We start from the raw sequence: 25614 nt of genomic DNA, 5'->3' as shown, positions 1-25614 counted from the left end.
GTCAGACGCCTCTGGCTAGTCTTGTTACAAGACGTTATGACGCCCAGAGTCTGAAAATTTCGTTAACGTCTCATGGTGTTTCTTTGGGGCGTCTTGCCGAAATCTTCTCGAAGGAATGGATTTTCAGGGCATTTGGCCGCATCACTGACGGATGACAGGTCACTACAAGCCAGATCCAACGCGTTTTGCTTTTGACTGCTTCGCCAGAGGCGACCTCGCGAGCGCTGAAAAATCCTTTCGTGACATCCTGGCTCATGACCCTGCGCAACCTGATGCGTGGCACGGCATGGCCTGTCTGGCTCGTGCTCGCGGGCAGAATGCGACAGCTATTGCGATGGCGGGGCGGGCTTTGCAGTCTGGTGGCCTTCTGGCTTCAAGATCAGCGCGTGTTCATATCACATTGGGGTTGGCACTCGCTGCAGAGGGCCACTTTGAACCCGCACGTGCGGCTCTCTCCGTAGCGCGAACATTGCAGCCAGCTGACCCGCGCGCCCATGCCGCGAGTGCTGAAGTCTTTTTGCTGCTGGGGCAGCGTAACGCGGCCTGTGAAGCTCTGGAGGAAGCGTGTGCCCTTGCGCGGGACGATGTCGAATATCTCACAAGGCTTGGTGAAATCCATCTGCAGGATAGGCGTCTGGATAAGGCACTTTTTTATTTTGACCGGGTGACGAAACGTGTGCCGTTCGATGGGCGTGGCTGGGCAAATCTCGGCGCGGCTTTTTTTGAAAGTAGGCTCTTAGAGTCAGCCCTACAAGCTTTGGAAAAGGCATGTGAGTTGGGAGCCCGAACCGGAGCAACCCTGAATAGTCTTGGTTTGGTTCAGATGGCTCTTGGGAATTTGCCGGAAGCACGCAGAGCCTTGGAAGAAGCACTGGGTTTTGCTCCCGAGGATGCTCGGATTGCTAATAACCTTGGAACGGTTTTGATGGAGATGGGCGAGGAAGAGACAGCCAAGCGGCTTTTTTCGGTCATCGCTGGTCGGACGTCTGATTACGAGCAAGCCCAGGCTCGCTTCAATCACGCGACTATTTTGCTGGGAGAAGGTGAGTTTTCGGAAGGCTGGCAGGAATTTGAAAGTCGACATCGCCTTCTAAAGACGCCGCAGTCTTCTCCAGCGTGGGATGGCTCCGAAGGGGAATTACCGATTGCCGTGACGGCAGAGCAGGGTCTGGGAGATAGCATCCAGTTTTTGAGGTTTCTGCCTTTAGCCACCACCAGACGACCTCTCCGACTGCATTTTCCAGTGGCTTCGTTAGTAAGCCGGATGCCTACGATGGACCATGCTCGGATTCTGGAACCAGAAGGACCCGTCGTAGGAGAAATCAGTCTTCTGAGCTTACCATTTGTTCTGGGGCTGGCGGGCCAGGGAGGAACAGCGCCCTATCTGGAGTCCGCGTCGATTGCGGAGCCGCGGGTTGTTGGACTCTGCTGGGCGGGAAATCCGTCTTACAGGTTTGATCGGCGTCGCTCTCTAAACCTGGAATGGCTGGAGCCGTTGCAACGTGTTGAGGGCATTCGTTTTGTATCCCTTCAACAGGGAAATTGCCCGGAATGGATGGAAAAGGTCTCTCTCGAAACCCCCGAAGAGCTTACGGACGCCGTAGGGCGGTGCTCGCTTGTTATTAGTGTGGATACCGCGGTTGCACACATGGCCGGTGCCATGGGGCGCCCGCTTTGGCTGTTGAATCGCCGAGGCGGTGACTGGCGCTGGAAAACAACTCCCTGGTACCAGAATATTCGGCAGTTCAGGCCAGAAGAATTCCTGCCAGAAGCATGGCCACCCGTTGTGGAACAGGTGGCCGAAAACCTCAGGACGTGGGTGCAGCAACAGCTTTCTTGACGGTTTGTGGCGTCAGGGAAGCAAGGAGTGTCTCACGTATGTGAGCCAGGCGAGTGGGATCTGTGATCTTCATGCCCAGAAGGTCACGAACATAGAAAACGTCCACAGCCCGCATTCCATAGGTGGTAATGTGAGCAGAGGAAATCTGAAGCGACTGCTCGCTCAGCGTCGTTGTGATGTCATGGAGCAGGCCAGATCTGTCACGACCGTTGATCTCGATGACGGTGTGCCGGTCCGAAGCGGTATTATCGATCACTACACGGGGTGGAACGTGAATAGCGCGCATCCGGCGGGAAGCTCCGCGATGACGCGCCTCCGCGATACCTTTCTTCAGGTCAAGGCGACCAGACAGGGCCTGCTCGACCAGATGATTAAGACGCCCAAGCTGGTGAGGATCTTCAAAAGAACATCCATCAGCGTCCTGAACCCAGAAAGTATCCAGAGCCATGCCATCGCTGAGGGTGTGGATGCGGGCATCCACGATGGATGCGCCTGCGACAGCAAGGGCGCCAGCAATCTGTGAGAACAGCCCCGGATGGTCAGCACAAAGCACGGTCAGCTCTGTCACGCCGCGTTCCGGGATTGGATAAGCCTCGACCGTGACCGGTGAGCGATATCGGTCCGAATCGTGGATCATGCGCGCATGGCGCATGTGGGTATCGGTGTCGAAACCGAGCCAGTAGCTGGGATATCCGAGAGCCAGAAAATGCTCGATACTGCTTTCTGGCAGTAGCGAACTCAGACCATCCCGGGCCAATTCACGGGCATGCGTAACGCGGCCATCCTGCTCCGTTGCGGCCAGTCCGCCTTCCAGAACTTCTGCTACACGGGAAAACAGCTCACGTAGAAGCGTGGCTTTCCATGCATTCCAGACTTTGGGGCTGACGGCGCGCATGTCAGCGATTGTCAGGAGGAGGAGAAGGCGCAGGCGTTCCGGAGACTGAATGGTGTCTGCAAGATCAAGGATCGTCCGGGGATCATCAATGTCTCGGGTGAATGCTGTCTGAGACAGCAGCAGATGATGCAAAACCAGCCACGAAACTGTCTCTGTCTCTTCAGGATCCAGACCCAGTTGCGGGCAGATGGTGAGGGCCAGATCAGCCCCGAGCTCGGAATGATCGCCGCCACGGCCCTTGGCAATGTCATGGAGAAGAACCGCGACATAAAGGGCCCGGCGTGAGCGCAGATCCTTGGCGAGCCCATAAGCCAGCGGGATCTCATCCGCCATATGACCCGCTTCGATCTGGCCCATCATACGGACGGCTTCGATGATGTGCTCGTCCACCGTATAGATGTGATAGCTGTCGAACTGCATTTGGCCGACAACGCGTGACCAGTCCGGCAGCAGGCGACCGAGCAGGCCGGTTTCGTTCAGAATGGGAAGCCAGAACGGAACGGTCTTTGTCTCATCCGCACTCGGTTCACAGAGCAGATTAAGAAAGATCTGCGCTGTTTCCGGATCATCCCGCAGTTCAACGGCGTGCCGTTCGTTGCGGATCAACTGCTGAATGGCAAGTGGGTGCAGTTCCAGATCATGCCGGCGCGCGCAGTCCAGCATTCGGAACATGTCACGCGGGTTTTTCGCAAACGTGACGGGATCAACAGGGCAGAGGCGTCCGGCAATACGCTCGAAGCCTTCTGGCCCCGGAAGTGCTTCCGGATGAGTGTCGCTGGCCTGATCCTGCAGGCGCATCAGCACGATCGGCTGAAGAACATGCGTCAGGCGCATGACGTCCCGTGCCGTTAGGAAGTAGTGTCGCATGAAGCGCTCGACACCGCGCTGACGTCCGTGCGTGGCATAGCCCATCCGGCCACCGATGACGGGCTGCACGTCAAAGGTGAGCCGCTCTTCCGCGCGGCCGGTGATGTAGTGAAGGTGCAGCCTGACAGTCCAGAAAAAATCCCACGCACGCCGGGCGCGGTGGGTTTCACGGTTGGTCAGGAGGCCAAAGGAAATAAAAGATGGTGTCGGGACGGCTTCGGCAGGGGCCGTGCTCTGGTCTGGGGTTGTAATGGCGCAGCCAAGAGCGGCACGGCCCATCCAGTTCAGCGTTTGAAGATCACGGAGGCCGCCGCGGCCTTCCTTGATGTTCGGCTCAACCATGTAGGGGTTGTCGCCAAAACGGCGATGGCGCAGCTCACGTTCTTCAATCTTGCCACGGACGAAATCGCACAGCGTGTCGTTCTGGAGGTCTGCACCGAGGGCAGAACGGAGATTACGGGCGAGCGTCCGATCACCATAAAGGGGGCGCAGGTCCAGAAGGGCTGTGCGGATGGTCAGATCTTCGGCCACGTCCTTGATGCAGGCACTGATGGAACGCGTCGCGTGACCGACTCGGAGGCCAAGATCCCAGAGGGCATAGAGAATGAACTCAATGCGTGTGGTCAGGGCCGGAGATGCATCTTCCGGAATGAGAAACAGGATGTCGATATCGCTGAAGGGGGCGAGAAGGCCCGCTCCATAGCCGCCGGTGGCACACAGACAGAGTGGCTCTTCGGAGGACGCATTGTCCTGGGCGGCAGAAAGATCAGCCAGCGCACAGACAACGCTGTCGGCCTGAGCCGCGAGCGCGCGTGCCGCATCGATCCCGGAGATCAGGCGCTTTTCGAACCTGATGCGGATATCTGCATGGCCATTGCCAAGATGACGACGAAGGATGGAGAGGACGTCATCTCGGGACGTCAGTCCCTGTGCGGCGGCAGTCTGAAGAGCTGTTTGCAGCGACGGGGTCATGGCTTTGCGGTCAGACAGGGTCGTATCCGTATCGTCAGCGAAAGGGGAAGGAAGACTTTCGCCCCAGAAACCAGCACTTTTCAAGTCCTGTCTCCTGTAGCGAGGCGTTTAAGATCATATAGCGCGGCTAGCGCCTCTCGGGGAGAGAGATCATCAGGGTTGATGGTCGTGAGTGCATCGAGGGCCGGAGAGTGCAGAACCTGCGGCTCCGGGGCGTCTTCTGATGCGTCTGCAACGGCTTCGAACAATGGCAGAGAAGAGCGGGCTTCAGCCTGTTCACGTTCGAATGTGCTGAGAAGCCGGGAAGCACGGTTCACCACCGATTGCGGAATCCCGGCCAGTTTGGCCACATGAAGGCCCCAGCTCTTACGGGCTGAGCCAGGGCGGACTTCATGCTGGAAAATGACTTCGCCGCGCCACTCTTTGACGGCCATAGTGTACGGAGCCAGGCGCGGCAGGAACTCGGTCAGAGCGCCCAGCTCATGGAAATGCGTGGCGAAAATCGTGCGTGAACCAAGCTGGGTGTGAAGCGCCTCAAGCGTAGCCCAGGCAATAGAGAGGCCGTCTAGCGTTGCTGTCCCGCGCCCGATTTCGTCGACGACGACAAGAGACTTGGGACCAGCCTGATTGAGAATGGCAGCGGTTTCAGTCATTTCCACCATGAAGGTGGAGCGGCCACGCGCCAGATCGTCTGCACCGCCGACGCGGGAAAATAGCCGGTCCACAACACCAATACGGGCGCGTTTCGCCGGAACCGGCAGCCCGGCCTGCGCCATGATCACGGCAAGGGCAGTCTGGCGGAGGAATGTGGATTTACCCGCCATATTCGGGCCGGTGAGGAGCATGGCACGGTGTTCTGGGGGAAGAGCGCAGTCATTGGGAATAAAGCGTGCGTCCGCGCTGCCGGTTTCTGTGAGGGCGGCTTCGACAACAGGATGTCGGCAAGCGACAAGCTCGAAATCGGTATCGTCCGTGACAGTTGGACGGCACCACGAGCCTCCTTCTGCCAGAATTGCGCAGGATCGTAAGACGTCTGTCAGGGCAAGATATTCTGCGACTTCGTCGAGCGCTGGAGTTTCGAGGATGCGGGTGCAGAGGGCAGTGAAAAGGCGGCGCTCAAGCGTGCTCGCTTTGTCTGCGGCTTCGAGAATGGCGCGGTCCAGCGCAGCGAGTTCTTCGGTGGAGAAGCGTGCGAGGCTCGCTGTGCCCTGTCGGAAAGAAAGCTCAGGTCGCTCTTTCAGCTTCGCCCCGGCTGCAACAGGGACCTCGATGACGTAACCCAGCTGGGCATGATGGCGGATCTTGAGATTGCCGATTCCGTACTCTTCGGAGAGGCGCCCCTGAAGTGCTGCGACGATCCGGCGACTTTCATCCCGGAGTGTCCGGTATCGATCCAGCTCGGCATCAAATCCGACGGCGATGAAACCACCGTCCTCGATGCGTGCAGGCAATTCTTCCGCAAGCGCAGCTTTCAGCGTGACCAACAGCGCATCGGCGCGGCCATAAAGGCCAGCCGTCAACGTGCGGATCAGAGACGGTGTGCTCTTGTCACAGGCCGGCTGGAAAAGAGCCGTCAGGTCGTCAGCGGCAATCAGAGTATCGCGAATGGATGCAAGATCGCGCGGTTGGCCACGTCCTGCCGACAGGCGGCCGAGGGCGCGAGCCGGGTCGGGTGTGCGTTTAAGAATATCGCCCAATGCGGCTGTAAAACCCGGGACAGATTGAAGCCACAGCCATGCGTTCTGACGCTCGGTGATGGTTATAGCGTCAGTGAGTGGAGAAGAAATCCACTGAGAGAGCAGGCGGGAGCCTGCTGCTGTGACGGTGCGGGAGATCACACCGAACAGGCTGTATTTCGTCTCCCCATCACGGGTGCGCAGAATATCGAGGCTGGCGCGGGTTGCCGGGTCGATCCCGAGCACGCCGCTGATGCCCTGCGGCATCGGGCGCGAGAGTCTGGGAAGCGCTCCGGCCTGACTGCGCTGAACGTAGTGAAGGGCCATGGCACAGGCGATGGCCTGCTCGTCCGGGAAGTCTCCGAGCGCATCAATCTGTGCCACCCCATAGGCACGGGAAATCAGAGTGCGGGCGCTATCCAGAGACGGCGGAACAGCGACTGGTGCAAGCCGGCTGGCGTGGTCTGCCGGGATGAGCTCTGGATCGGAAAGAACTTCCGCAGCGTCCAGGCGGGCCATCAGCTCTGGAAGGGCGACTTCAGGCACGGACGTTGTCTCGAACGCGCCTGTAGAAATATCGATCCAGGCTGCGCCAATCATTTTGGAGCGGCGGTCTCCGGAGCGGGCAATAGCCAGAAGCAGATTGGCGCGGCCAGCTTCGAGCAGTTCGTCTTCCGTCAGAGTGCCCGGAGTGACGACACGGACGATCGCACGGGGAAGCGGGCCTTTCTGGCCTTTCTGAGGGGCCTGCGTTTGCTCAGCAACGGCGACGCGAAAGCCTCGGCGGATCAGACGAGACAGATAGGCCGGTGCCGCGGCAACCGGAACGCCGCACATGGGAATCGGCTCGCCGTTATGATTGCCCCGTGCTGTCAGTGCGATATCGAGTGCCATCGCGGCGGCCTGGGCATCTGCGAAGAATAGCTCGTAGAAATCACCCATTCGGAAAAACAGAAGAGCATCTGGCTCCTGATGCTTGAGCGCGAACCATTGCGCCATGGAAGGCGTAGCATTGGCGGCAGAAGGCAGGGGCATGAACGTGCCGATGGGTCCGGTCTCCGGTGGTGAGATATGAGGAGGGGAGGGGAAACTACCGTGTCCCCGCCGGTGTGTGAACCGGCAGGATTAGTGTCTTAGCGTGTGCGTCTTCTGGCGATGCGCGTTTGCAACGCTGCGAGCACCTCACTGAGTTTCAGAACCTTCAGGGCGTCGAGAGAAATGGCGTAGACCACGCCTCCGAACACGATCAGTGCGCCCAGCATGCCAAGGCGCCAGATTCCGTGCCAGTTCGGCAGGTCGGGAGCGGCGAACTTCTGTGCTGCGGCAACCCAGAGGGCCATCATGAGAGAGGCGCCAATTATCCGGGCTGAGCGGCTTTTCAGCCGTGGGTCAGGCTGGAAAATGCCACGGCGATGCAGCAGCACGGCCAAAATGGCGACGTTCACGACCGCCGCAATCGTGCTGGCTAACGGAGGACCTACATGAGCCAGTGGCTTGTAGAGCAACAGATTGAGCGCCAGATTTAATCCAAGGGTAAAGAAACCAATCCGGACCGGAGTGCTGGTATCCCCTTCCGCGAAAAAGCCGGGCGAAAAGACCTTGATGAGTACAAATGCTGGAAGCCCAAGGGCGTAGGCCCGCAGGGACTGGGCGGACTTCAGTGCATCTGCGACCGTAAAGTGACCGTAGCTGAACAGGCCAGCCATGATCGAGGGAGCCAGTGCAATCAGGCCCATCGTTGCGGGAAGCGTCAAAAGCAGGGCGTAATCGAGGGCCCGGTTCAGGCTGGCATGTACGGAAGCGCGGTCGTTGTTGGCCACGTGTCGCGTGAGAAGCGGCAAGAGGGTTGTACCCGCCGCCGCACCAAGAACGCCAAGAGGGAGCTGGTTGATCCGGTCTGCGAAGTACAGAATCGACGGGGAGCCAACGGGAAGTCTGGTGGCGATGATCGTGTCCACCATCAGGTTCATCTGTGTGACACCCGATCCGACGAGGCCCGGTCCCATCCGGCGCATCAGACCACGGATGTCTTTTGAAAAGCTGGGGCGGACGAGATGCGGCGCGACACCGGCCCGATGAGCGGCCCAGTACAGAGCACCCAGCTGAACGATGCCCGAAATAACGACACCCCATGCACTGGTCAGCGCAACACTGTGCCAGACATAGGCCCCCAGAAAGATCGCTGCGATGCCGATGACGTTGAAACTCAGATAGGCGGCGGATGCAGCGCTGAATTTTCCCAGACCATTCAGCACACCGGAAACCAGAGCCGCCGCACAGATCATGACCATGTAGGGGAAAGTGATCTGTGTCAGCGTCAGGGCCATCTCAAAACGCTCGCCCTGAAAACCGGGGGCAAGAATCGAAATGATGAGGGGCATGCACAGTTCACAGATGATCGTCAGGATCACCAGCCATGCCACCAGAGCGGACAGGGCCTGCCCCGCAAAACGCAGGGCTGCGGTGCGTCCCTCAGTCTCATACTTGGCGGTGAACATCGGCACGAAGGCTGCGTTGAACGCGCCTTCTCCGAACAGTCGCCGGAACATGTTCGGCAGGCGCAGGGACACCAGATAGGCGTCCTGTGCAGGGCCGGCTCCAAGGAAGGCAGCGAGAAGCTGGTCACGAATCAGGCCCAGAACACGCGAAAGCATGGTCCAGCTGCCAACTGTCAGGAAATTGCGAAGCATTTCCTGTCTCTAGCGTATCCCGCTGACAGGTAACATATCCTCCTGAAGCCAGAAGGAACGATTTTTAGCGAAGAACAGTCTCGCGAGCGTAAAGTTTTTCCGATGGACGCGTCATGGAAGGGCGAACGGCAGCCAGGCCGATACAAAGCAGAACGATTTCCAGCGTCAGCATGACGCTTGCCCAGAAGATGCCGGGCAGGCCCAGAAAGCTCGTGACGTGATGTGCGACAGAAGGCGTGAAGGCGCCAAGGGCAGCAACGACCAGAAGCGGCAGAATGGGCCGAAGGAGAGACGCTGTCATGAGAAGTCTCCTGTCATATTCCTGTCATGAGGCTCGCGTTTTTTGATACGCTGCGTCAAGGAAAAAGAGGAAACTCTCGATCCCGTCTGCGTGTTATTTTGTATCATGGTCAAAACCGCATTTTCCTCATCTCCGTCAGACACCGCAGAACTCTTACGAAGGCTGGAGCGGCTCAAACGTCTGGCCTGGGTTCTGAACTCGGCTGTCCGAATCCCCGGGCTTCGGTTGAGAGCGGGTGTTGATACGGTCTTGGGGCTCATTCCCGGAGGAGGGCTGGCTCTTGGAACGCTCCTGTCCCTCTATATTGTCTGGGAAGGCCACCGGATGGGCGTGGGGGCAGCAACTGTTCGCAAGATGCTGCTTAATGTGGGCATCGAAGCGGTAGTTGGTGTTGTTCCGCTAATGGGGGACCTGTTCGATACCGTGTTCAAGGCCGACATGCGCAATGTCCGCCTGATTGAAGAGGCGCTGGCCCGGCCAGAAACCGGGGCACCATATAATTCAGTGATCGAGAAGAATCCGGCGGACGGCCTCTTCTACCCGTCCGGGCGTCGGTTTTGAGAGCGGTGTGAACCACCGCACGAGATGTCCTTCGCGGTTCACGAGGTACTTATAAAAATTCCAGCGGGGGCGAGATAAAAATCCGCCCTCTTTACCCAACCATTTGAAGAGCGGGATGGCATCTGGCCCTTTGACATGGGCTCTGGCCGCCATAGGGAATGAGACCCCGTAATTGCGGTGGCAGAATGTCTTGATCTCTTCTGCCGAGCCCGGCTCCTGCTCGCCAAAATCATTCGAAGGTACGCCGAGAACCGTCATCCCATCCGGGTAATCGCGCCCGTAGAGGGACCACAGATGCTGCAAGCCTTCATACTGGGGGGTAAAGCCGCATTTCGAGGCTGTGTTGACGATCAGGAGTGGCCGACCACGGAACTGGGAAAGATCAATTGTTTCCCCAGACAGCCCGGGCAGGTGGAAATCATAGGCGCAGGTCATGGTTTCTCCCCCTCATTTTCATCTACTGTAATATCATACTGCTAAAGAGGCGAGAGCAGGGCTGGACATGGCGCTGTCATGCAGACAGGTTGTGCAACCGTTCTGTTTTTGAAAGGGAGCTTGCCTTCGTGATCCTGCGCGTCCTGATCGGTATGGCCGGTCTTCTCTGTCTTGGCGCGTTATTTTCCACGAACTGGCGGGCGATCGACTGGAAACTGGTTGCGCGTGCCTTAGCCCTTCAGGTGGCTATTGCAGCCGTAATTCTCTGGATTCCCGCCGGGGCACATGGGCTCCACATGATTTCCGGGGCCGTGACGAAGGTCCTGTCTTACGGGGATCAGGGAAGTGCCTTCCTTTTCGGTGGTCTTGTAGGGCCGAAAATGGACACGGTTTTCGGGGACGGAGGATTTATCTTCGCCCTCAAGGTTCTGCCTGAAATCGTGTATGTCGCGGCGCTTCTGGGGCTGATGCAGCACTGGGGTGTGCTTCAGTTCCTGTCGCGCATCATCGGTGGCGCTCTCGCGAAAATTCTCGGCACCACGCAGCTGGAATCCTTTTCAGCCGTTCTGACCATTTTCCTTGGCCAGAGTGAAATGCCGATTGCCCTTCAGACCTGTTTGGCCGGGCTCTCTATTGGAGAATTGGCGACTGTTCTGTGCAGCGGGACGTCATCCATCGCAGGCTCGGTTCTGGCAGGTTATGCGTCGCTAGGGGTTCCGATGGAGAACCTGCTCGCTGCGTCTGCAATGGCTATTCCGGGTGGCCTGCTGTTTTCACGTGTTCTGTTCCCCGGCCCGAGGCATGTCAGCACAGAGATTGCTGGGGCGGATCATGGCCATCACAGCATGTTTGAGGCCTTGGCCGAAGGTGCCATGAATGGTGCCAAAATCGCGGTTGCAGTCGGGGCAGTTCTGATTGCCTTTGTTGGCATTATTGCCCTGACAGATGGTCTTCTGGCGATGGTCGGGCTATCTCTCGCGCAAATCCTCGGTTACGTTTTTGCGCCTTTTGCTTGGCTCATGGGCGTGCCGTGGTCTGAGTGCGTAGTGGCAGGTGGATTGCTCGGTCAGAAAATCGCATTCAACGAGTTCGTCGCCTACGTAAATCTTTCTCCCATGATTCATGCGCATGTCCTTTCGCATAGAACCATTACGATCCTGTCTTTCGCACTGTGTGGATTTGCGAATATTTCTACCATTGGCATTTTGATTGGTGCGTTTGGCAGTGCGGAGCCGCGCAGGCGGACGGATGTATCGAAGCTGGCAGTTCGCGCCGTGGTGGCCGGTACACTTTCCAATGCCATGAGCGCCGTGATCGCCGGGCTGTTCGTCTGAAAGACCGATTATTCCAACGTCGGCGGCCGGTCCAGCAGCAGCGTTCTGGCTTCTTCCAGTGTAAGTTTTTCTGAAAGCAGATGGGTGATTGTCTCTAGGATCGGGACGTGCACGCCCATCTTTTGAGCGAGAGCCACGAGCGCCGGCGCGGTCAAAACGCCCTCAGCAACCGTTGTGCGGGAAGCGAGGATTTCTGACAGGGGGCGACCCTCTCCGAGCTCAATACCAAGACTGTAGTTCCGTGAGCTTCGCCCGGTACAGGTCAGGATCAGGTCTCCAACGCCAGATAGGCCCGCCAGAGTGGCAGCACGTCCACCCAGAGCTTCGGCCAGACGCGCAATCTCGGCGACAGCCCGGGTGATAAGGGCTGCCCGGCCATTTTCACCCAGGCCTGCTCCGATCACGATACCCGCGCCGATCGCCACAACGTTTTTTGCTGCTCCGGCAAGCTGCACACCTGCAATGTCATCACTGGCATAGAGACGAAGCGATGACGAGTTGAGGATACTGGTGAGATCTTTTGCCAGCGCCAGATCTGTGCTGGCCAATGTCGCTGCTGCCGGAAGGCCTTTTGCGATTTCAATGGCGAAGTTTGGCCCGGAGAGAACGGCAGTTGGCCGATCAGGCATCGTTTCGGCGAGTACTGTAAGCGGCAGAAGCGAGGTCGCCTGTTCCAGGCCCTTACAGCACGTCACGACCGGCACACCTGGCGCGAGAACACCTTCCAGTGCGACGGATACGGATCGGGCAGTCTGAACAGGCACAACCAGAAGCACAACGTCCGCATGTGTTGGGAAAACGCCTGTAACGGTAACCGCATCAGGAAGCTGAATACCGGGCAATCGAGGAAGCTCCCGGACGCCCTCAAGAACTGGAGTTCGCATCCAGAGTGTAACGCGTGCTCCGGTACGGGCCGCGGCACATGCGAGAGCCGTTCCCCAGGCGCCTGCGCCGATGACTGCGATATGGCGCCCGTTCATGTTCATTCCTCTACCAGACGTTCGATATGCACCTGCATGTCGTCTTCCGGGTCATCCGTCGCAAGCCCCAGCTTCAACGCATTCAGGACACGAGCGGCATCCTCTTCAAATCCGAAAGGAGCATTCACGACCAGCATTCCGCATCCATTCAGGCGAAACGGGTCCAACGCCGGGCGCAGAAGAAATTCACACGCCAGAATGTCGCGAATGCCTGCATCCTTCAGGGCATTGTAAAATGCCCGAACCGGGGTGCGGTGCTTGATGGGATACCAAACCGCGACAATGCCTGCGCGAAAGCGATTGCGGATCAGCGAGATCGCCTCAGCACATTGCGTAAAGTCGTCCAGCTTCTCAAATGGCGGATCAATCAGAACCAGACCACGCTTCAGATCTTTCGGGGGGAGAAGCGCGCGCAGAGCTTCATAACCGTTGCGATGATGAATGGAGACCTGCGGATCATCCCGGAAAAGGCGACGTAACGGGCGAACATCTTCTGGGTGAAGTTCGCAGGCCACAAGCTGGTCCTGGGGGCGCAGCGCATGGCGAGCGAGGGCCGGTGATCCCGGATAAAGACCGAGATCGCGCACGGCGGACAGATAATCCTGAAGAGCGGGATCTTCCGAGTCCAGAAGTCGGCCGATCCCGCTTTTCCATTCGCCGGTTTTTTGGGCTTCTTCAGAAGACAGGTCATACTGTCCGCAGCCTGCATGTGTATCGAGAACACAAAATCCCGCAGGCTTGCGCGCGAGAGACTTCAGAAGCACCAGAAGGATCGCGTGTTTCATGCAATCCGCAAAATTTCCGGCGTGGTAGGCGTGTCTGTAGTTCACGGGAGACAGGTTCCGGCTATGGAATCAGGAAGGGCTATGAGCAGGATGACGTTCCGCAAGAGGCCAGCGGGGGCGGGCTGCGACATCTATTTCGTTGGGATGCTCACCCGCATGGAGGCGCTCAAGGGCTGCCCAGCCGATCATGACAGCATTGTCCGTGCAGAGGCGAAGCGGAGGAGCGATAAATGGGATACCGTGGCGGTCTGCGACAGTTTCCAGCGCACCGCGAAGTGTCCGGTTCGCAGCTACGCCACCTGCGACGACGAGCGCTGTCGCGTGTACCGCCATTGCAAGCGCGTGTTCCGCACGGTCTGCCATGACATCTGCCACGGCCTGCTGGAAGGATGCGGCGACGTCGGCAGCGAACTGGCGCGGCAGAGCGCCTGATCCCCAGGGCTCGATCAGGCGGCTGACGGCTGTTTTTAGGCCGGAAAAAGAAAAGTCGCAGCCTTCACGCCCTTTAAGCGGGCGGGGAAGGGCGAAAGCATCAGCGCGGCCTTCCTGTGCCAGTTTTTCAAGAGCAGGCCCACCCGGCCAGCCAAGACCAAGCATTTTGGCAACTTTGTCGAAGGCCTCGCCGGCGGCGTCATCAATGGTGCCGCCAAGGCGCACGTACTGGCCTGTCTGTTCCACGGAAATGCACTGGCAGTGACCGCCTGAGACCAGCATCGTCAGGAAGGGAAACTGAAGATCGGCCTTAAGAGACGGCAGGCGGGCCGTCAGGACGTGCCCTTCAATGTGGTTGACGGCGATAAAAGGTCGGCCCAGCGCGAGAGCCAGCCCTTTTGCATAGGAACTGCCCACAATCAGCCCACCAATCAGGCCCGGGCCAGTCGTTCCTGCGAAGGTATCAATGTCCTGCAAGGTGAGGGCGGCCTTGTCGAGAACGGACTGGACAAGGGCAGGCAGGGCATCAAGATGAGCTCGTGCTGCAATTTCCGGTACGACACCACCAAGAATGGCATGATCGTTCTGGGAAAGAACACCTTCGGCGAGAATGGTGCCGTCATAGGCCAGAATAGCGCAAGCGGTATCGTCGCAGGACGTTTCGATCGCCAGAAGGGGACGGGATGCAGCAGGGTCAGACATGGCATGCATTATGACCGAGTCTCTCATATCATGACAGCCCCGCCTGAATGGGCTACAGGTGCGGTCCATGAATGCTTCCGTCCTGTCTTCCGACGCCCTTCAAAAGGTCGCGGCGGAAGCCGTCCGCCGATCTCATGCCGCCAGCCCGTCCGGCCAGCGCAAACTCCCACTCAGAGTGGGCTCGCGCGCGTCACCGCTGGCGCTGTGGCAAACGCGGACGTTCCTGACACGTCTGACCCGTTTTTGCCCGGTCCTGCGTGATATGGGAGCGTTCCAGGAACATCAGATCAGCACTGAAGGTGATCGGAACCTCAGCCAGCGTCTGGCGGAAATTGGTGGCAAGGGCCTGTTTGCCAAGGAAATCCACGAAGCTCTTGTAGCGGGCCGGATCGACTTCGCAGTTCATAGCCTCAAGGATCTCGAAACCAATCTTCCTCCTGGCCTTGTCCTTGCGTGCACGCTGAAGCGTGAAGACGCCCGCGATGCCATTATCCTGCGTGACCGGTCCACAAAAGTTGACCCGGCTGATCCGTATGCGTCCCTGCCAGAGGGCGCTTTGATCGGTTGTGCGTCCGTCCGTCGTCAGGCGCAGATGCTGAGCCGTCGCCCGGATCTCCGGTTTGGGCTGCTGCGTGGCAATGTTCAGACGCGTCTCGACAAGCTACAGGCGGGGGCTTGTGATGCCACGCTTCTGGCTCTTGCTGGACTACGGCGTCTCGGGATGGAAGACCGTGTCGATATCGTTCTTGAGCCGGACCAGATGCTTCCAGCCGCAGGGCAGGGTATCGTCGGCGTAACGGTGCGCGAAAGTGACACGGAGCTGCGTGAGCTTCTGTCTGCTATCGAAGACCCGGAAGCCCGGGCTGTTTCCACTGCGGAGCGTGCTTTGCTGGCCGAGCTTGATGGGTCCTGCCGAACACCAATTGGCGGATATGCCAGAATTGAAGCTGGCGTGTTGAAACTGACAGGTATGGTTGCGAGCGAAGACGGAACGTTCCTGATCCGCCGTGAAATCACTGGTGCGCCACTTGAGGCCGCCCGGATGGGAACGGAACTGGCAGACGAACTGCGCCGCAATACGCCAGCTGCAATTTTTGCCGAGATGACACGCGCCTGATCATGCCGCGGCGCGCTGTTCTGGTCACGCGTCCCGAGCCGGGTCTGGCTTCTACCTCGGAGGCCCTTCAGCGTCAGGGATGGGAGGCGATTGCCTGCCCGATGCTGGAAATTCAGACCTACGAACCCATAGCCTTGACTGACTGCGCGGCTGTAGCTTTGACAAGCGCCAATGCGCTGGCCGCTCTCAAAAATTGGCCGCGAGACCGTTTGATGGTCACGGTAGGAGCAAAGACGGCTGAACATGCCCGCGCCATGGGCTTCGCGAATGTTCATGCCGCAGATGGCGACGCTGAAGCTCTCTTGGAATTCTGCCGTCGTCACAACCTGACGGGACAGTCCCTTATGCTGGCATGTGGCAAGGGCTATGGCCTCGATCTGGCAGTGGCGTTGGGGGCCAGGCGCATCGACGCATACGCAGTGACGAAGAGGAAAGCTCTTACGGATGCTGCGCGAGACGCTTTGTTGAGCGACCGTGTCGAAGGGGTTGTTCTTTATTCCGGGAAAACGGCTGAAGCCTTCATGGAGGCTTTGGGAGCGCCGGAGCGAAATGCTCTGTCCGGTGTGAGGGCGCTCTGTCTGTCAGAGGCCATCGCTGCACGCCTGACCGAAAAGGACTGGCGTGCAGTGGAGTGGCCCGATCCGCTGGAACGGCTCGGGCCTTTCGTCACCTGAAGGATCAGGCTTCGCCAGCTGGCTCAGGGAACTGCTGGGCGCGCTTGGCCTGCCACAGGGCAACGAAGTCGATCGGCTGCAGAACCACCGGCGGGAAGCCGCCGTCACGGGTGACGTCGCTGATGATGGAACGCACATACGGGAAGATCAGGCGCGGCACTTCAACCAGCAGGATCGGCTCGACGAGTTCCTGCGGAGCGTTGCCGAGAGTCACGATGGCAGCATAGGTCAGTTCGGCAATGAAAACCGTGCGGCCAGCCTTGCCACCCTCTTCAGCTGCCGGCTCTGCGGCTTCAGCGCGGACGGCCAGGGCAACTTCATAAACCGGCTGCTCTTCTTCCAGGCGATTTGCCTGAACATCGATGTTCACCGAGATCTGCGGTGCAGCGCGCAGGGTAGCAAAAATGGAAGCGCCAGCCGGGACTTCAAAGGACAGGTCCTTCGTGTACTGCAGATTGACGGCAAGCGGCATCTGCGGCGGAGCGCCTTCCATGTTCTGTGCAGTGTTGTCGGTGGTATTCTCGGACATGTACGGTCTCCGGATCCGCGAGGCGGATAGCGATGGAACGATTGCGATACAGTGGCGGTAGCATGATGTGTCATGCGCGCCAAGACGGGGTTCCTGCATGCGGAAGGTTGAGATTGGTCCGCTGTCGCCCTATCTGTAAGACAACGGAAATTCCAACGATCTGTGTGAAACATAATCTTCATGTCTTCTGACGACATTCATCTTCCCTCTGCTCTGATTGGCCATTCCGGCCACACGTTCCCATGGGACATCGTGGTGCTGGCGATTCTGGCGATTGCCTTGGGCTTTCGCCTGTACCGCGTGCTGGGGCGTCGCATTGGCGTGCAGGGTGTGCGTCAGGAGCGTCCGCCGGTTTTCGCTGCTGGTGGACAGACTTCCGCGCGTCCGACGCCTCCACCGCTGCCTGGTACAAGCCAGCGGGGTGAGGAAACTGTCGTGGCGCAGGTCGAATACGACATTCCTGCTCCGGCAACCCGGGTGGGCAGCGTACTGGGTCGTATGACCCAGCTTGATGCGGGTTTTACGCCTCAGGCTTTTCTTAAGGATGCTGAAAACACGTTCCGCCAGATTGTTCCGGCTTTCGCTGCAGGGGACCGAGCGGCTCTGTCAGGTCTGATGACCCCGGAGACTGAAGACGCCTTTCTCTCCGCGATCAACGCGCGTGCCGAAGCCGGTGAAACACAGCGCAGCGATCTGCGCGGTATCGAAAGCATGGCCATTCTGGATGCGATGCTTCCCACCGACGATGTAGCTGCCCAGATCGGTCGAATCGAAGTTCGGATTGTGTCCCGTCAGGTGAATATGCTGACGGATCGCAACGGAGACCCGGTGCAGGGTACGGATGCCGTGACGGAATTCCATGATCTGTGGCTGTTTGAACGTCAGTTCGGGACGTCAGACGCGCGGTGGCGTCTTGCGGCATCGCGCCCAGCCTGAAAATAGTTCGTTCATTATGAAAAAGCTGCTGAGTCTGGCTGCCTTGGCCATGTTGGCCGGGTGCACCACGTCGAATGAACCCTCATCTTCTGTTTCATTGACGCCTGTAGGCTTCGATGCACTCGCGGGGTGGGATCGGGAGGATTTCGCTTCGCTCCTGCCCGTTCTGCGGCAGGAGTGTCATCGGCTGACGCAATTGCCGCCTGAAACGCCTCTTGGAGGGGCTGAGACCCTTCCGTATGGCCGTCAGGTTGGAGACTGGTCTGGTGCCTGCGCCGGACTTGAGAGTGCTGCGGATGCCAAATCTTATCTGCAGACATGGTTCCAGCCCTACGAGACCGATACCAAAGCGTTTTACACTGGGTATTTCGAACCCCAGATTGAGGCATCCCTGACGCGCGAGGGGCCATATCAAACGCCTCTTTATGGGCGCCCGGCAGATTTGGTTCGTGCCAAAGCAACCAACGGTCAGATGGTCACGGGACGTTGGGAGAACGGTCAGTTCAAACCGTATTACAATCGTGCCCAGATTGACGGTGGTGCTCTGGCGGGGCGCGGGTTGGAAATCGCATGGCTAAAAAGCCCTGTGGACCTGTTTTTTCTGCAAATTCAGGGCTCCGGTCGTCTGATCCTGCCAGATGGATCACAGATCCGGGCTGGTTATGACGGCAAGAATGGCCAGCCTTATGTCCCGCTTGGCCGTGTGCTGGTTCAGGATAACGAGCTGGCTCCCTCTGCTGTCAGTATGGAAAGCATCCGTGCATGGCTGGAGGCGCATCCAGATCGCATGATGGCGATGATGGAGCGTAACCCGAATTACGTTTTCTTCCGCAAAGATACGGGAAGTCTGGCGCAGGGCGCTACCGGAGCATTTGGTGTGCCGCTGACTGCTGGGCGGTCCGTTGCGATTGACCGATCGATCGTGCCGTTTGCGACCCCGCTCTGGGTTGAGACAAAGCTGCCGGATGCAAAGGGTCAGCCAGCGCCATGGCAGCACCTCGTGTTCGCTCAGGATATTGGAACCGATATCAAGGGGGCGGGACGTGCCGATCTGTTCACCGGATGGGGTGCTTTTGCCCAGTATGTTGCCGGCAATCTGCATGAAAATGGCCGGATGGTCATTCTGTTGCCGCGTCCTCCAGCGGATTCGCCCACCCTATGATCCGGAGCCGCCGGGAAACACTCGGCGCCCATACGCTGATCCGGGGAGACTGCACCACAGTTCTGCGGCGCATGTCGTCGCAGACGGTGGATGTCGTGGTGACGTCTCCGCCCTATAATCTTGGGATTGAATATCGGACCTATCAGGACCAGTTGCCGGAAGATGCCTATCTGGACTGGATGGAAGACGTCTGCGCCAGTGTGAAACGGATCATGAAGGACGATGGATCGTTCTTTCTGAATATCGCTGGCTCATCTTCACAGCCCTGGCTGCCGTTTGAACTGATGTCCCGGTTGCGGAAGCTCTTTGTGCTTCAGAACCATATCACCTGGATCAAGTCGATTTCGGTGGGTGAAATTACCTATGGGCATTTCAAGCCGCTGAATTCACCCCGCTTTGTTAACCGTAATCACGAGCATATTTTTCATCTGACGAAAAAGGGGGACGTCAAAGTCGCCCGGTTGGATGCTGGCGTTCCATTTACGGACAAGAGCAATATCTCGCGCCGACAGCATGAGATGGATCGTCGATGCCGTGGGGACACGTGGTTCATTCCCTATGAGACCGTGCGAAGCCGAAAAGAAAAATTCAGCCATCCGGGGACGTTTCCAATCGCGTTGCCGGAAGCCTGTCTGCGGTTGCATGGCGCCAAGCCGGGCGGGGTCCTGCTGGACCCGTTCATGGGAGTGGGGACCAGCCTGATTGCGGCGGAACGCAAGGGCTTGTCCGGCATTGGCGTGGAAAAGGACACACGTTACGTCAACATTGCCCGTAAGCGTCTCAGGGCTGCGATTGGGACCCGGGAGGAAGACTGGGAAGACGAATGATCGGTCAGACCTGTAGGTCTGACAGGATCAATCGTTTTGACTTCTTGTGTTACAATCTCCAAACCTCACATTCTCGTGACAGTGAGGAGATTTGCGGTGCGTCGCAGCACAATTACCAAAGGAATTGCCGGTCTGGTGGCACTGGGCGTTGTCGCCTGGGGCGGAACAGTCACCTATCTTGAGCATTTCGATCATGCTGGTGCGCCGCAGCTTCCCGCGAGCAGCCCCACACGGCATGACCCTATCGCCATGACAGCGTTTGCAGCGTTTCAGGAAGTCCGTTGTGACTACTGCCACACGCGCAACGCCGATCTGCCATTTTACTTTAAATTGCCGCTCGCCAATCAGATTATGAGCCGTGATCTGGAGCAGGGGCAGCGTCATTTTGAGTTTGCGCCGATCATTGAAGCGTTCCAGCAGGGCAAGCCCCCATCGGTTGAACAGCTTTCCCGTATTGAGGAAGTGATTGTTCAGAACCGTATGCCGCCTGCTGCTTACCTGACGATGCATCCCCATGCTCATCTGGACGAGAAACAGCGTGCAGACATTCTGAAGTGGGTACGTGATCAGCGTGAGCGCTATTATGCCAGCTCTGACGTGGCCCCAGAATTCCGTGGCGAAGTTCTTCAGCCGATCCCGGAAACAATTGCCGTAGACTGGAAAAAGGCTGAACTGGGCCGGACCCTGTTCTTCGACAAGCAGCTTTCAGGCAATGGCCAGCTTAATTGTGCGAGCTGCCATGGCCTGAACAAGGGCGGTGTGGATAATCAGACCACGGCGACCGGCATTAATGGTCAGACCGGCCCGATTAACGTACCGACGGTTTACAACTCCGTCTTCAATATCGGTCAGTTCTGGAACGGTCGTGCCAAGGATCTGGCTGAGCAGGCTGCAGGCCCAGTGATGAACCCGCTGGAAATGGGATCCCATGACTGGGCATCCGTTGCCGATCGTGTGCGTGCTGAGCCTGGATATGCTGATCAGTTCACGGCCATCTATGGTTCGGACGATATCACCAAGAATACGGTGACGGACGCGATCGCTGAATATGAAAAAACACTGATCACCCCAGACAGCCGCTTTGACCTGTACCTGAAGGGTAAGGCAGACGCGATTACGGCTCAGGAAAAGCACGGCTATGAACGCTTCAAGGCAATTGGCTGCTCTGGTTGCCATAGCGGTGTTGCAGTCGGTGGAGACGCTTACGAAATTCTGGGTCTGGAAGGGCCGTATTTCGAGGATCGTCACACCAAGCTGACGGCTGTGGATGATGGTCGCTTTGCCTTCACGAACAATCCGTCTGATCGTGAGCGCTTCAAGGTCCCCAACCTGCGAAACGTTGAGCTGACAGGCCCGTGGTTCCATGACGGATCAGCAAAGACGCTGGATGCTGCGGTTCGTGCCATGGCCCGTTATGAGACGCCCGATCATGACATCACAGAGCAGGATGTTACGGACATTGTGGCCTTCCTGAAAACTCTGACAGGAAAGTATCAGGGCATTCCGCTCAAGGATGTTCCGGCAGATGCGCCGCTTCGGGGCGCGCAAGCCAACTGAATATTCCAATGACGTCAGCGAGCGGCTCCGAAGAAATTCGGGGCCGTTTCTGATTCTGGATTATTCTTCCTGTAATTTGCGATCTGCCGCCTGATCAATTTCATTCCTCTCCTCCGGCGTCAGAAGGCCGCGTTCAAGCTCCTGCGTTGCGCGCGCTTTTGCATTTCGTGCCCGAGCTTTTGTGTCGACGGGGTAGGCTCTTTTTTCAGGAAGGCCGAATTCATCGTCAGGTAGGCTGTCTCGCTCTGCTTTGGTCAGTTTGCTCACGGTCTGTCTCCCTCATGAGAAGACTTGGGAACGCTGCTGACAGTTCTACAAGGCGCAGCGCGGACAAAAATAATGGCCTCTTTCCGGAGTGATCGTGCGCCTGAAATGTTCGGCTCTCTCGTGATAGGACGGAGCCACCGTGGCCAGTCATAGAGGTGTAGGGCCGAACGTTCGGAAGAAGAGCCTGATGCCAAAGTTGCGAGAGGTCTGAAATTACGTCTTTTCCATTGTTCGATCGGTATGGAAACAGTTACACGCAGTGCAGGTTATTTGCGGGATGCAAGACTGAATCAGGTCAGGTGGGGTCTTTGGTGGCAAAACGGGTTCTGAAAGAGGAGGAGGAAAGCCTGTGGCGCATGGTCGTGCGCGACATCGTGCCACTGCACCCTTCCAGACCCAAATCCAAACCCGTTCCGGTACCAACGCCAAAAGTTGAAGCCGTAAAGCCTGCTCGGGTCTCGCTTGTTCCGCCTCCGCCCGCTGAACAGGACCTGTCATTCCGCGCTCTTTTGGCGCGTCCAGTTCTTCGTCGACCCAGACCGCAGGATCTGCGGATCGGTGTTCGATCACCGGGTCTGGATGACACGAGCTGGAAGCGCCTCTCTCGCGGGGAGCTTAAGGTCGATGCAAAGCTGGATCTGCATGGATATATTGTGCAGGACGCTTTTGAGCGCCTGCTGGACTTCATGCATCGCGCCAAGGCACGAAACTGGCGTTGCGTTGAAGTTGTGACAGGGCTGGGGAGTGGCGCCACGAGCGGACTGATCCGTAGGGAGCTGCCGCTCTGGCTCCAAAGAGCAGACATCCGGCCCATGGTGCTGGCCGTTGTCCACCCTCATGCTGCCAACCATGGCTCCGTCCGAATTTTGCTGCGGACAAAACGCCGGTAAAAGGTCAGAGCGGCCGTGTTTCCTGGCCGATACGCCAGCGCGGCGTATTCATGGCAATCCAGCGTCTCAGAGCAAGGATTGCGCCAATATCAGGCGTTGCTCTAGAGAGAAATGGCGCTGCATTGTCGCCCGCAGCCAGCATGAAATGGTGCTTTTCCGCCCAGTGGCGCACGGTCGGATCTACCGCTGCGTCCCAGCAGGCCTGCTTCCAGCTCTTGACCATATCTGGTGGGGTGAGCATCGGGAGTGCCACCGTCAGAGCTGTGTAGGTACTTGCGGAGACTGCTTGCCAGGCTCTGTATAGTGCTCCTTCAGGCGGACGGCGGCGAGCCTCCTGATAGGCCTCCAGAAAATTCGGGATCGTATCTGACCCTGTGTCTGACAGGTCGCCTGTATGATAGAGCGGCGCGGTACCGGGCGGCAGCTTGGCGAGAATGGTCTCTACCGGCACATCCAGCGTGTAAGGAAGCAGCTGAACGGCATCGACCTGATTGTTCGCGAGTGCTTCCAGTGCGTCTTCCGTTCGGCTGAACCCAGACACCGGAATAGGGCGCAGGCCAAGGAGCGTCAGGCCAAGAAGGGCATCAAGTTCCGTTCCCGTTGGGCGAGAAACAGCCAGTCGAACCGGATGATCGTGAAAGAAACCCTTTAGGCGGCTTCGGAGCGTTTTGTGCAGTTCTGCACGCGCAATGACGACAGTTGTCGTGTGAGCCGTCAGAAGGGGAATCCACCGTGCAAAATCATAGTGGACGCGAGAGTCACCGGTCAGGGAGGCCAGCAGGGCGCTTCCCGGTGCAATAAGGGCCGTGCTTCCGTCAGGGGCGCTATTGGCATCAAAAAGATTTGCAGCGCGTACTCCGTCCTGACCGATATCCGGAGTGATCTCCAAGGGAGCGTCCAGTCCCAGCGTGCGGGAGATAACGCCCGCCGCGAGTTCTCCGAACTGCCCCTGGATAGATGCCAGTGTTCCACCAAGGAGCAGATGTGCGTCAGGCATGTCCGCAGCGCGGGCATGCAGAGAGGGTATGGCGCTTCCGGCACCGAGCAAGGCCAGCCCTTTCAGGCAGTCACGGCGGGTCGGGGAAGAAAACGTCACGGCCAGCGGACTTCCGGAGGCATGCTCATCAGGATCGCTTCCGTGTTTCCGCCAGTTTTTAGGCCAAATAGCGTGCCGCGGTCATGAAGCAGATTGAATTCCACGTATCGGCCACGGCGGATGAGTTGTGCTTCACGATCGGCTTCGGTCCATGGGTTGAACATTCGGCGACGGACAACGGCGGGATAGGCGTCATGGAAAGCCATGCCGACGTCTTTCGTGAAGGCAAAATCGCCTTCCAGACCGCCTGTTGTAAACTGGTCGTAGAAGATGCCACCCAGACCGCGGGGTTCGTCACGGTGATGCAGATGGAAGTACCGGTCACACCATTCCTTGAAGCGCGGATAGTGCTCTGGATCGTGCTTGTTGCAGGCTGCTTCGAACATCTTGTGGAAGTAGTCGGCGTCACTGCGGGCTTCGGCGCTGTCTGGGAACATTGGCGTAATATCGCCACCGCCGCCGAACCAGCCCTTGGTCGTGATGATCATGCGCGTATTGAAATGCGCGGCACTGACATGCGGATTGCAGGGGTGAGCAACGAGAGAGACGCCTGTCGCAAAGAAGCGTGGATCCTCGGATGCACCGGGAATGTTTTTGCGAAATTCGGGAGAGAATTCGCCCCAGACCGTAGAGACGTTCACGCCAACCTTCTCAAAGACGCGACCGCGCATCACGGACATGACACCGCCGCCGCCTTCCGGTCGGCTCCAGGCGGTGCGAGTGAAGCGACCGGCTTCCGTGCGGTCTCGCAGAACCTGCGAGCTACCCTCAACGGCTTCGTCTTCAAGTTGCTCGTAGGACGCGCAGATCCGGTCCCGAAGAGATTCAAACCAGGCCTTCGCCTCACGCTTTAGCGTATCATGAGGCACATCCGGGCGAACGAGTTCAGCAAAATCGGGGCTGATCTGGTCCATTTTTCTCTCCCCTACCATCCTAAGGACGAATTCTTGTTACGCGGAGTGTCGTAGCAAATTGCGCTCAAGACGAACAGTTGGCTGGCTGCATGTCTGCTGTCGCTCTGTGGCGCGATGATGGCAGAGAGCATCTTGCCGCTTCGTAAATGCTTGCGTGATTTTTTTTGGACACGGATCAGCGGAGACTTGCGCCAATCTTCTGTCTCGTGTTCCTGAACGGTCCTCAAACATATTCATCAGGGGCGGACTGAACAATCATGTCTTCGGAAACAGAAATTCAGCCGGTTATCGGCGTTATCGGCGGCTCCGGTCTGTATGATATTGACGGTCTGGAAAACAAGGAATGGCGTCGGGTCGAAACGCCTTGGGGCGAAACTTCTGACGAATTGCTTTTCGGGACGTTCGAGGGCGTAAAATGCGTCTTCCTGCCGCGTCATGGTCGTGGTCATCCGATCCCGCCATCACGCCTCAATTTTCGCGCAAATATCGACGCCCTTAAGCGCTCAGGCGTAACGGATATTCTGTCGCTTTCAGCTGTGGGCTCTTTAAAGGAAGAGCTACCACCGGGCCGTTTCGTGCTTGTCGATCAGTTTATCGATCGCAGCTTCGCGCGCGAAAAAAGCTTCTTTGAGACGGGATGTGTGGCGCATGTCGGCATGGCGGACCCGGTGTCTGCTCGTTTGCTGGATGTGCTGGAAGCGGAATCCCGTAAGCTCGATATTCCTGTGACACGTGGTGGAACCTACATCGTCATGGAAGGGCCACAGTTCTCTACGCGTGCCGAGAGCGAGCTCTATCGGTCATGGGGTTGTTCGGTGGTTGGCATGACCAACATGCCGGAAGCCAAGCTCGCCCGTGAAGCCGAGATGACATACGCAACGGTGGCCATGGTCACGGATTATGACTGCTGGCACACCGAGCATGACAGCGTGACGGTTGAAGGTGTGGTGAAGGTCATGAAGGGGAATGCGGATAATGCCCGCCGTCTCGTGAAGGCTGTGATCCCGGTTCTGGGTCAGAAGCGCCCGCTCGATCTTTCTGCCGAGCGTGCACTCGACTTTGCGATTATCACCGCACCCGAGAAACGCGATCCGGCTCTTGTTGCCAAGCTGGATGCCATCGCAGGTCGCGTTTTGAACAAAGCCTGAATAGCCCGCCGCCCGCGCAAAAAACGG

23 protein-coding genes are annotated in these 25614 nt (G+C 58.1%); 11 read left to right on the top strand and 12 right to left on the bottom strand.

Features of this window, described 5'->3' with window-relative positions; all coding sequences use genetic code 11:
* Nucleotides 1-151 precede the first annotated feature (151 nt).
* The gene (locus KP705_RS01285) at nt 152-1840 is read left to right on the top strand and encodes a tetratricopeptide repeat protein (RefSeq protein ID WP_046899677.1); all 1689 of its coding nucleotides are present in this window, start codon (nt 152-154) and stop codon (nt 1838-1840) included.
* On the opposite strand, the gene KP705_RS01280 is transcribed toward KP705_RS01285, so the two are convergent.
* The 4 genes from KP705_RS01280 to KP705_RS01265 all read right to left on the bottom strand — a co-directional run bounded on the left by KP705_RS01280 (nt 1809) and on the right by KP705_RS01265 (nt 9241).
* On the bottom strand, nt 1809-4658 hold the full coding sequence (locus KP705_RS01280; protein WP_046899676.1) for a [protein-PII] uridylyltransferase: 2850 nt from the start codon (nt 4656-4658) through the stop codon (nt 1809-1811). The two genes, KP705_RS01285 and KP705_RS01280, sit on opposite strands and share 32 nt — an antisense overlap.
* A complete protein-coding gene (gene mutS / locus KP705_RS01275) occupies nt 4655-7285 on the bottom strand; it encodes a DNA mismatch repair protein MutS (protein ID WP_215763864.1) in 2631 nt (876 codons plus the stop codon). The genes KP705_RS01280 and mutS overlap by 4 nt, the downstream gene beginning before the upstream one ends.
* 98 nt (nt 7286-7383) lie before the next feature.
* Nucleotides 7384-8940: a murein biosynthesis integral membrane protein MurJ gene (gene murJ, locus KP705_RS01270; RefSeq protein WP_046899674.1), complete on the bottom strand. Its 1557-nt coding sequence runs from the start codon at nt 8938-8940 to the stop codon at nt 7384-7386.
* A gap of 64 nt (nt 8941-9004) precedes the next feature.
* A complete protein-coding gene (locus KP705_RS01265) occupies nt 9005-9241 on the bottom strand; it encodes a hypothetical protein (RefSeq protein WP_046899673.1) in 237 nt (78 codons plus the stop codon).
* A gap of 105 nt (nt 9242-9346) precedes the next feature.
* Between KP705_RS01265 and KP705_RS01260 the strand changes: the two genes are divergently transcribed.
* Entirely contained in the window at nt 9347-9802 is a 456-nt protein-coding gene (locus KP705_RS01260; RefSeq protein WP_046899672.1) for a DUF4112 domain-containing protein, read from the top strand.
* Here the strand turns inward: KP705_RS01260 and KP705_RS01255 are convergent.
* Nucleotides 9743-10237: a glutathione peroxidase gene (locus KP705_RS01255; protein ID WP_083956279.1), complete on the bottom strand. Its 495-nt coding sequence runs from the start codon at nt 10235-10237 to the stop codon at nt 9743-9745. The genes KP705_RS01260 and KP705_RS01255 overlap by 60 nt on opposite strands.
* 89 nt (nt 10238-10326) lie before the next feature.
* Here KP705_RS01255 and KP705_RS01250 point away from each other — a divergent pair, with 89 nt between their 5' ends.
* Nucleotides 10327-11571, top strand: coding sequence for a NupC/NupG family nucleoside CNT transporter (locus tag KP705_RS01250; RefSeq protein ID WP_086634543.1), 1245 nt, complete (start codon nt 10327-10329; stop codon nt 11569-11571).
* A gap of 8 nt (nt 11572-11579) precedes the next feature.
* Here KP705_RS01250 and KP705_RS01245 read toward each other — a convergent pair whose 3' ends face one another.
* From KP705_RS01245 to tsaD, 3 genes are read right to left on the bottom strand one after another with little or no spacing between them, the layout of a single operon-like run.
* The gene (locus KP705_RS01245) at nt 11580-12557 is read right to left on the bottom strand and encodes an NAD(P)H-dependent glycerol-3-phosphate dehydrogenase (RefSeq protein WP_215763863.1); all 978 of its coding nucleotides are present in this window, start codon (nt 12555-12557) and stop codon (nt 11580-11582) included.
* On the bottom strand, nt 12554-13381 hold the full coding sequence (locus KP705_RS01240; protein ID WP_215763862.1) for a 23S rRNA (adenine(2030)-N(6))-methyltransferase RlmJ: 828 nt from the start codon (nt 13379-13381) through the stop codon (nt 12554-12556). Before KP705_RS01240 ends, KP705_RS01245 begins: the two co-directional genes overlap by 4 nt.
* A 24-nt stretch (nt 13382-13405) precedes the next feature.
* Nucleotides 13406-14479 carry a tRNA (adenosine(37)-N6)-threonylcarbamoyltransferase complex transferase subunit TsaD gene (gene tsaD / locus KP705_RS01235; RefSeq protein ID WP_215763861.1) on the bottom strand — a complete coding sequence of 358 codons (1074 nt, stop codon included), beginning with the start codon at nt 14477-14479 and terminating at the stop codon, nt 13406-13408.
* A 58-nt stretch (nt 14480-14537) separates the two neighbouring features.
* Between tsaD and hemC the strand changes: the two genes are divergently transcribed.
* Both hemC and KP705_RS01225 read left to right on the top strand, forming a co-directional pair.
* On the top strand, nt 14538-15587 hold the full coding sequence (gene hemC / locus KP705_RS01230) for a hydroxymethylbilane synthase (protein ID WP_064273994.1): 1050 nt from the start codon (nt 14538-14540) through the stop codon (nt 15585-15587).
* Between the two features lie 2 nt (nt 15588-15589).
* Nucleotides 15590-16261, top strand: coding sequence for a uroporphyrinogen-III synthase (locus tag KP705_RS01225; protein ID WP_046899666.1), 672 nt, complete (start codon nt 15590-15592; stop codon nt 16259-16261).
* Nucleotides 16262-16265: 4 nt separating this feature from the next.
* On the opposite strand, the gene secB is transcribed toward KP705_RS01225, so the two are convergent.
* Nucleotides 16266-16790 carry a protein-export chaperone SecB gene (gene secB, locus KP705_RS01220; RefSeq protein ID WP_046899665.1) on the bottom strand — a complete coding sequence of 175 codons (525 nt, stop codon included), beginning with the start codon at nt 16788-16790 and terminating at the stop codon, nt 16266-16268.
* 180 nt (nt 16791-16970) lie between these two features.
* Between secB and KP705_RS01215 the strand changes: the two genes are divergently transcribed.
* From KP705_RS01215 to KP705_RS01200, 4 genes are all read left to right on the top strand, one after another.
* Nucleotides 16971-17726 carry a Tim44/TimA family putative adaptor protein gene (locus KP705_RS01215; protein WP_046899664.1) on the top strand — a complete coding sequence of 252 codons (756 nt, stop codon included), beginning with the start codon at nt 16971-16973 and terminating at the stop codon, nt 17724-17726.
* A gap of 16 nt (nt 17727-17742) precedes the next feature.
* Nucleotides 17743-18888, top strand: a complete 1146-nt coding sequence (locus KP705_RS01210) for a murein transglycosylase A (RefSeq protein WP_046899663.1) — start codon at nt 17743-17745, stop codon at nt 18886-18888.
* The gene (locus KP705_RS01205) at nt 18885-19715 is read left to right on the top strand and encodes a site-specific DNA-methyltransferase (protein ID WP_046899662.1); all 831 of its coding nucleotides are present in this window, start codon (nt 18885-18887) and stop codon (nt 19713-19715) included. The genes KP705_RS01210 and KP705_RS01205 overlap by 4 nt, the downstream gene beginning before the upstream one ends.
* A gap of 96 nt (nt 19716-19811) precedes the next feature.
* On the top strand, nt 19812-21272 hold the full coding sequence (locus KP705_RS01200; RefSeq protein WP_215763860.1) for a cytochrome-c peroxidase: 1461 nt from the start codon (nt 19812-19814) through the stop codon (nt 21270-21272).
* A gap of 60 nt (nt 21273-21332) precedes the next feature.
* Here the strand turns inward: KP705_RS01200 and KP705_RS01195 are convergent, their stop codons facing one another.
* Nucleotides 21333-21539: a hypothetical protein gene (locus tag KP705_RS01195; protein ID WP_046899660.1), complete on the bottom strand. Its 207-nt coding sequence runs from the start codon at nt 21537-21539 to the stop codon at nt 21333-21335.
* A 311-nt stretch (nt 21540-21850) separates the two neighbouring features.
* Between KP705_RS01195 and KP705_RS01190 the strand changes: the two genes are divergently transcribed.
* On the top strand, nt 21851-22429 hold the full coding sequence (locus KP705_RS01190; RefSeq protein WP_052750016.1) for a Smr/MutS family protein: 579 nt from the start codon (nt 21851-21853) through the stop codon (nt 22427-22429).
* 4 nt (nt 22430-22433) lie between these two features.
* Here the strand turns inward: KP705_RS01190 and KP705_RS01185 are convergent, their stop codons facing one another.
* Nucleotides 22434-23525, bottom strand: coding sequence for a hypothetical protein (locus KP705_RS01185; RefSeq protein ID WP_046899659.1), 1092 nt, complete (start codon nt 23523-23525; stop codon nt 22434-22436).
* Nucleotides 23522-24439: an oxygen-dependent coproporphyrinogen oxidase gene (gene hemF, locus KP705_RS01180; protein ID WP_046899658.1), complete on the bottom strand. Its 918-nt coding sequence runs from the start codon at nt 24437-24439 to the stop codon at nt 23522-23524. The genes KP705_RS01185 and hemF overlap by 4 nt, the downstream gene beginning before the upstream one ends.
* A 257-nt stretch (nt 24440-24696) precedes the next feature.
* On the opposite strand from hemF, the gene KP705_RS01175 reads away from it, so the two are divergent.
* On the top strand, nt 24697-25587 hold the full coding sequence (locus tag KP705_RS01175) for an S-methyl-5'-thioadenosine phosphorylase (protein ID WP_046899657.1): 891 nt from the start codon (nt 24697-24699) through the stop codon (nt 25585-25587).
* The last annotated feature ends 27 nt before the right edge of the window (nt 25588-25614 follow it).

The sequence above is a fragment of the Gluconobacter sp. P1D12_c genome, from assembly GCF_018812105.1.
In the GTDB taxonomy this organism is placed as follows: domain Bacteria; phylum Pseudomonadota; class Alphaproteobacteria; order Acetobacterales; family Acetobacteraceae; genus Gluconobacter; species Gluconobacter oxydans_A.
The sequence above is the reverse complement of the archived record's forward strand: the minus strand, read 5'-3'. Positions and strand labels throughout refer to the sequence as shown.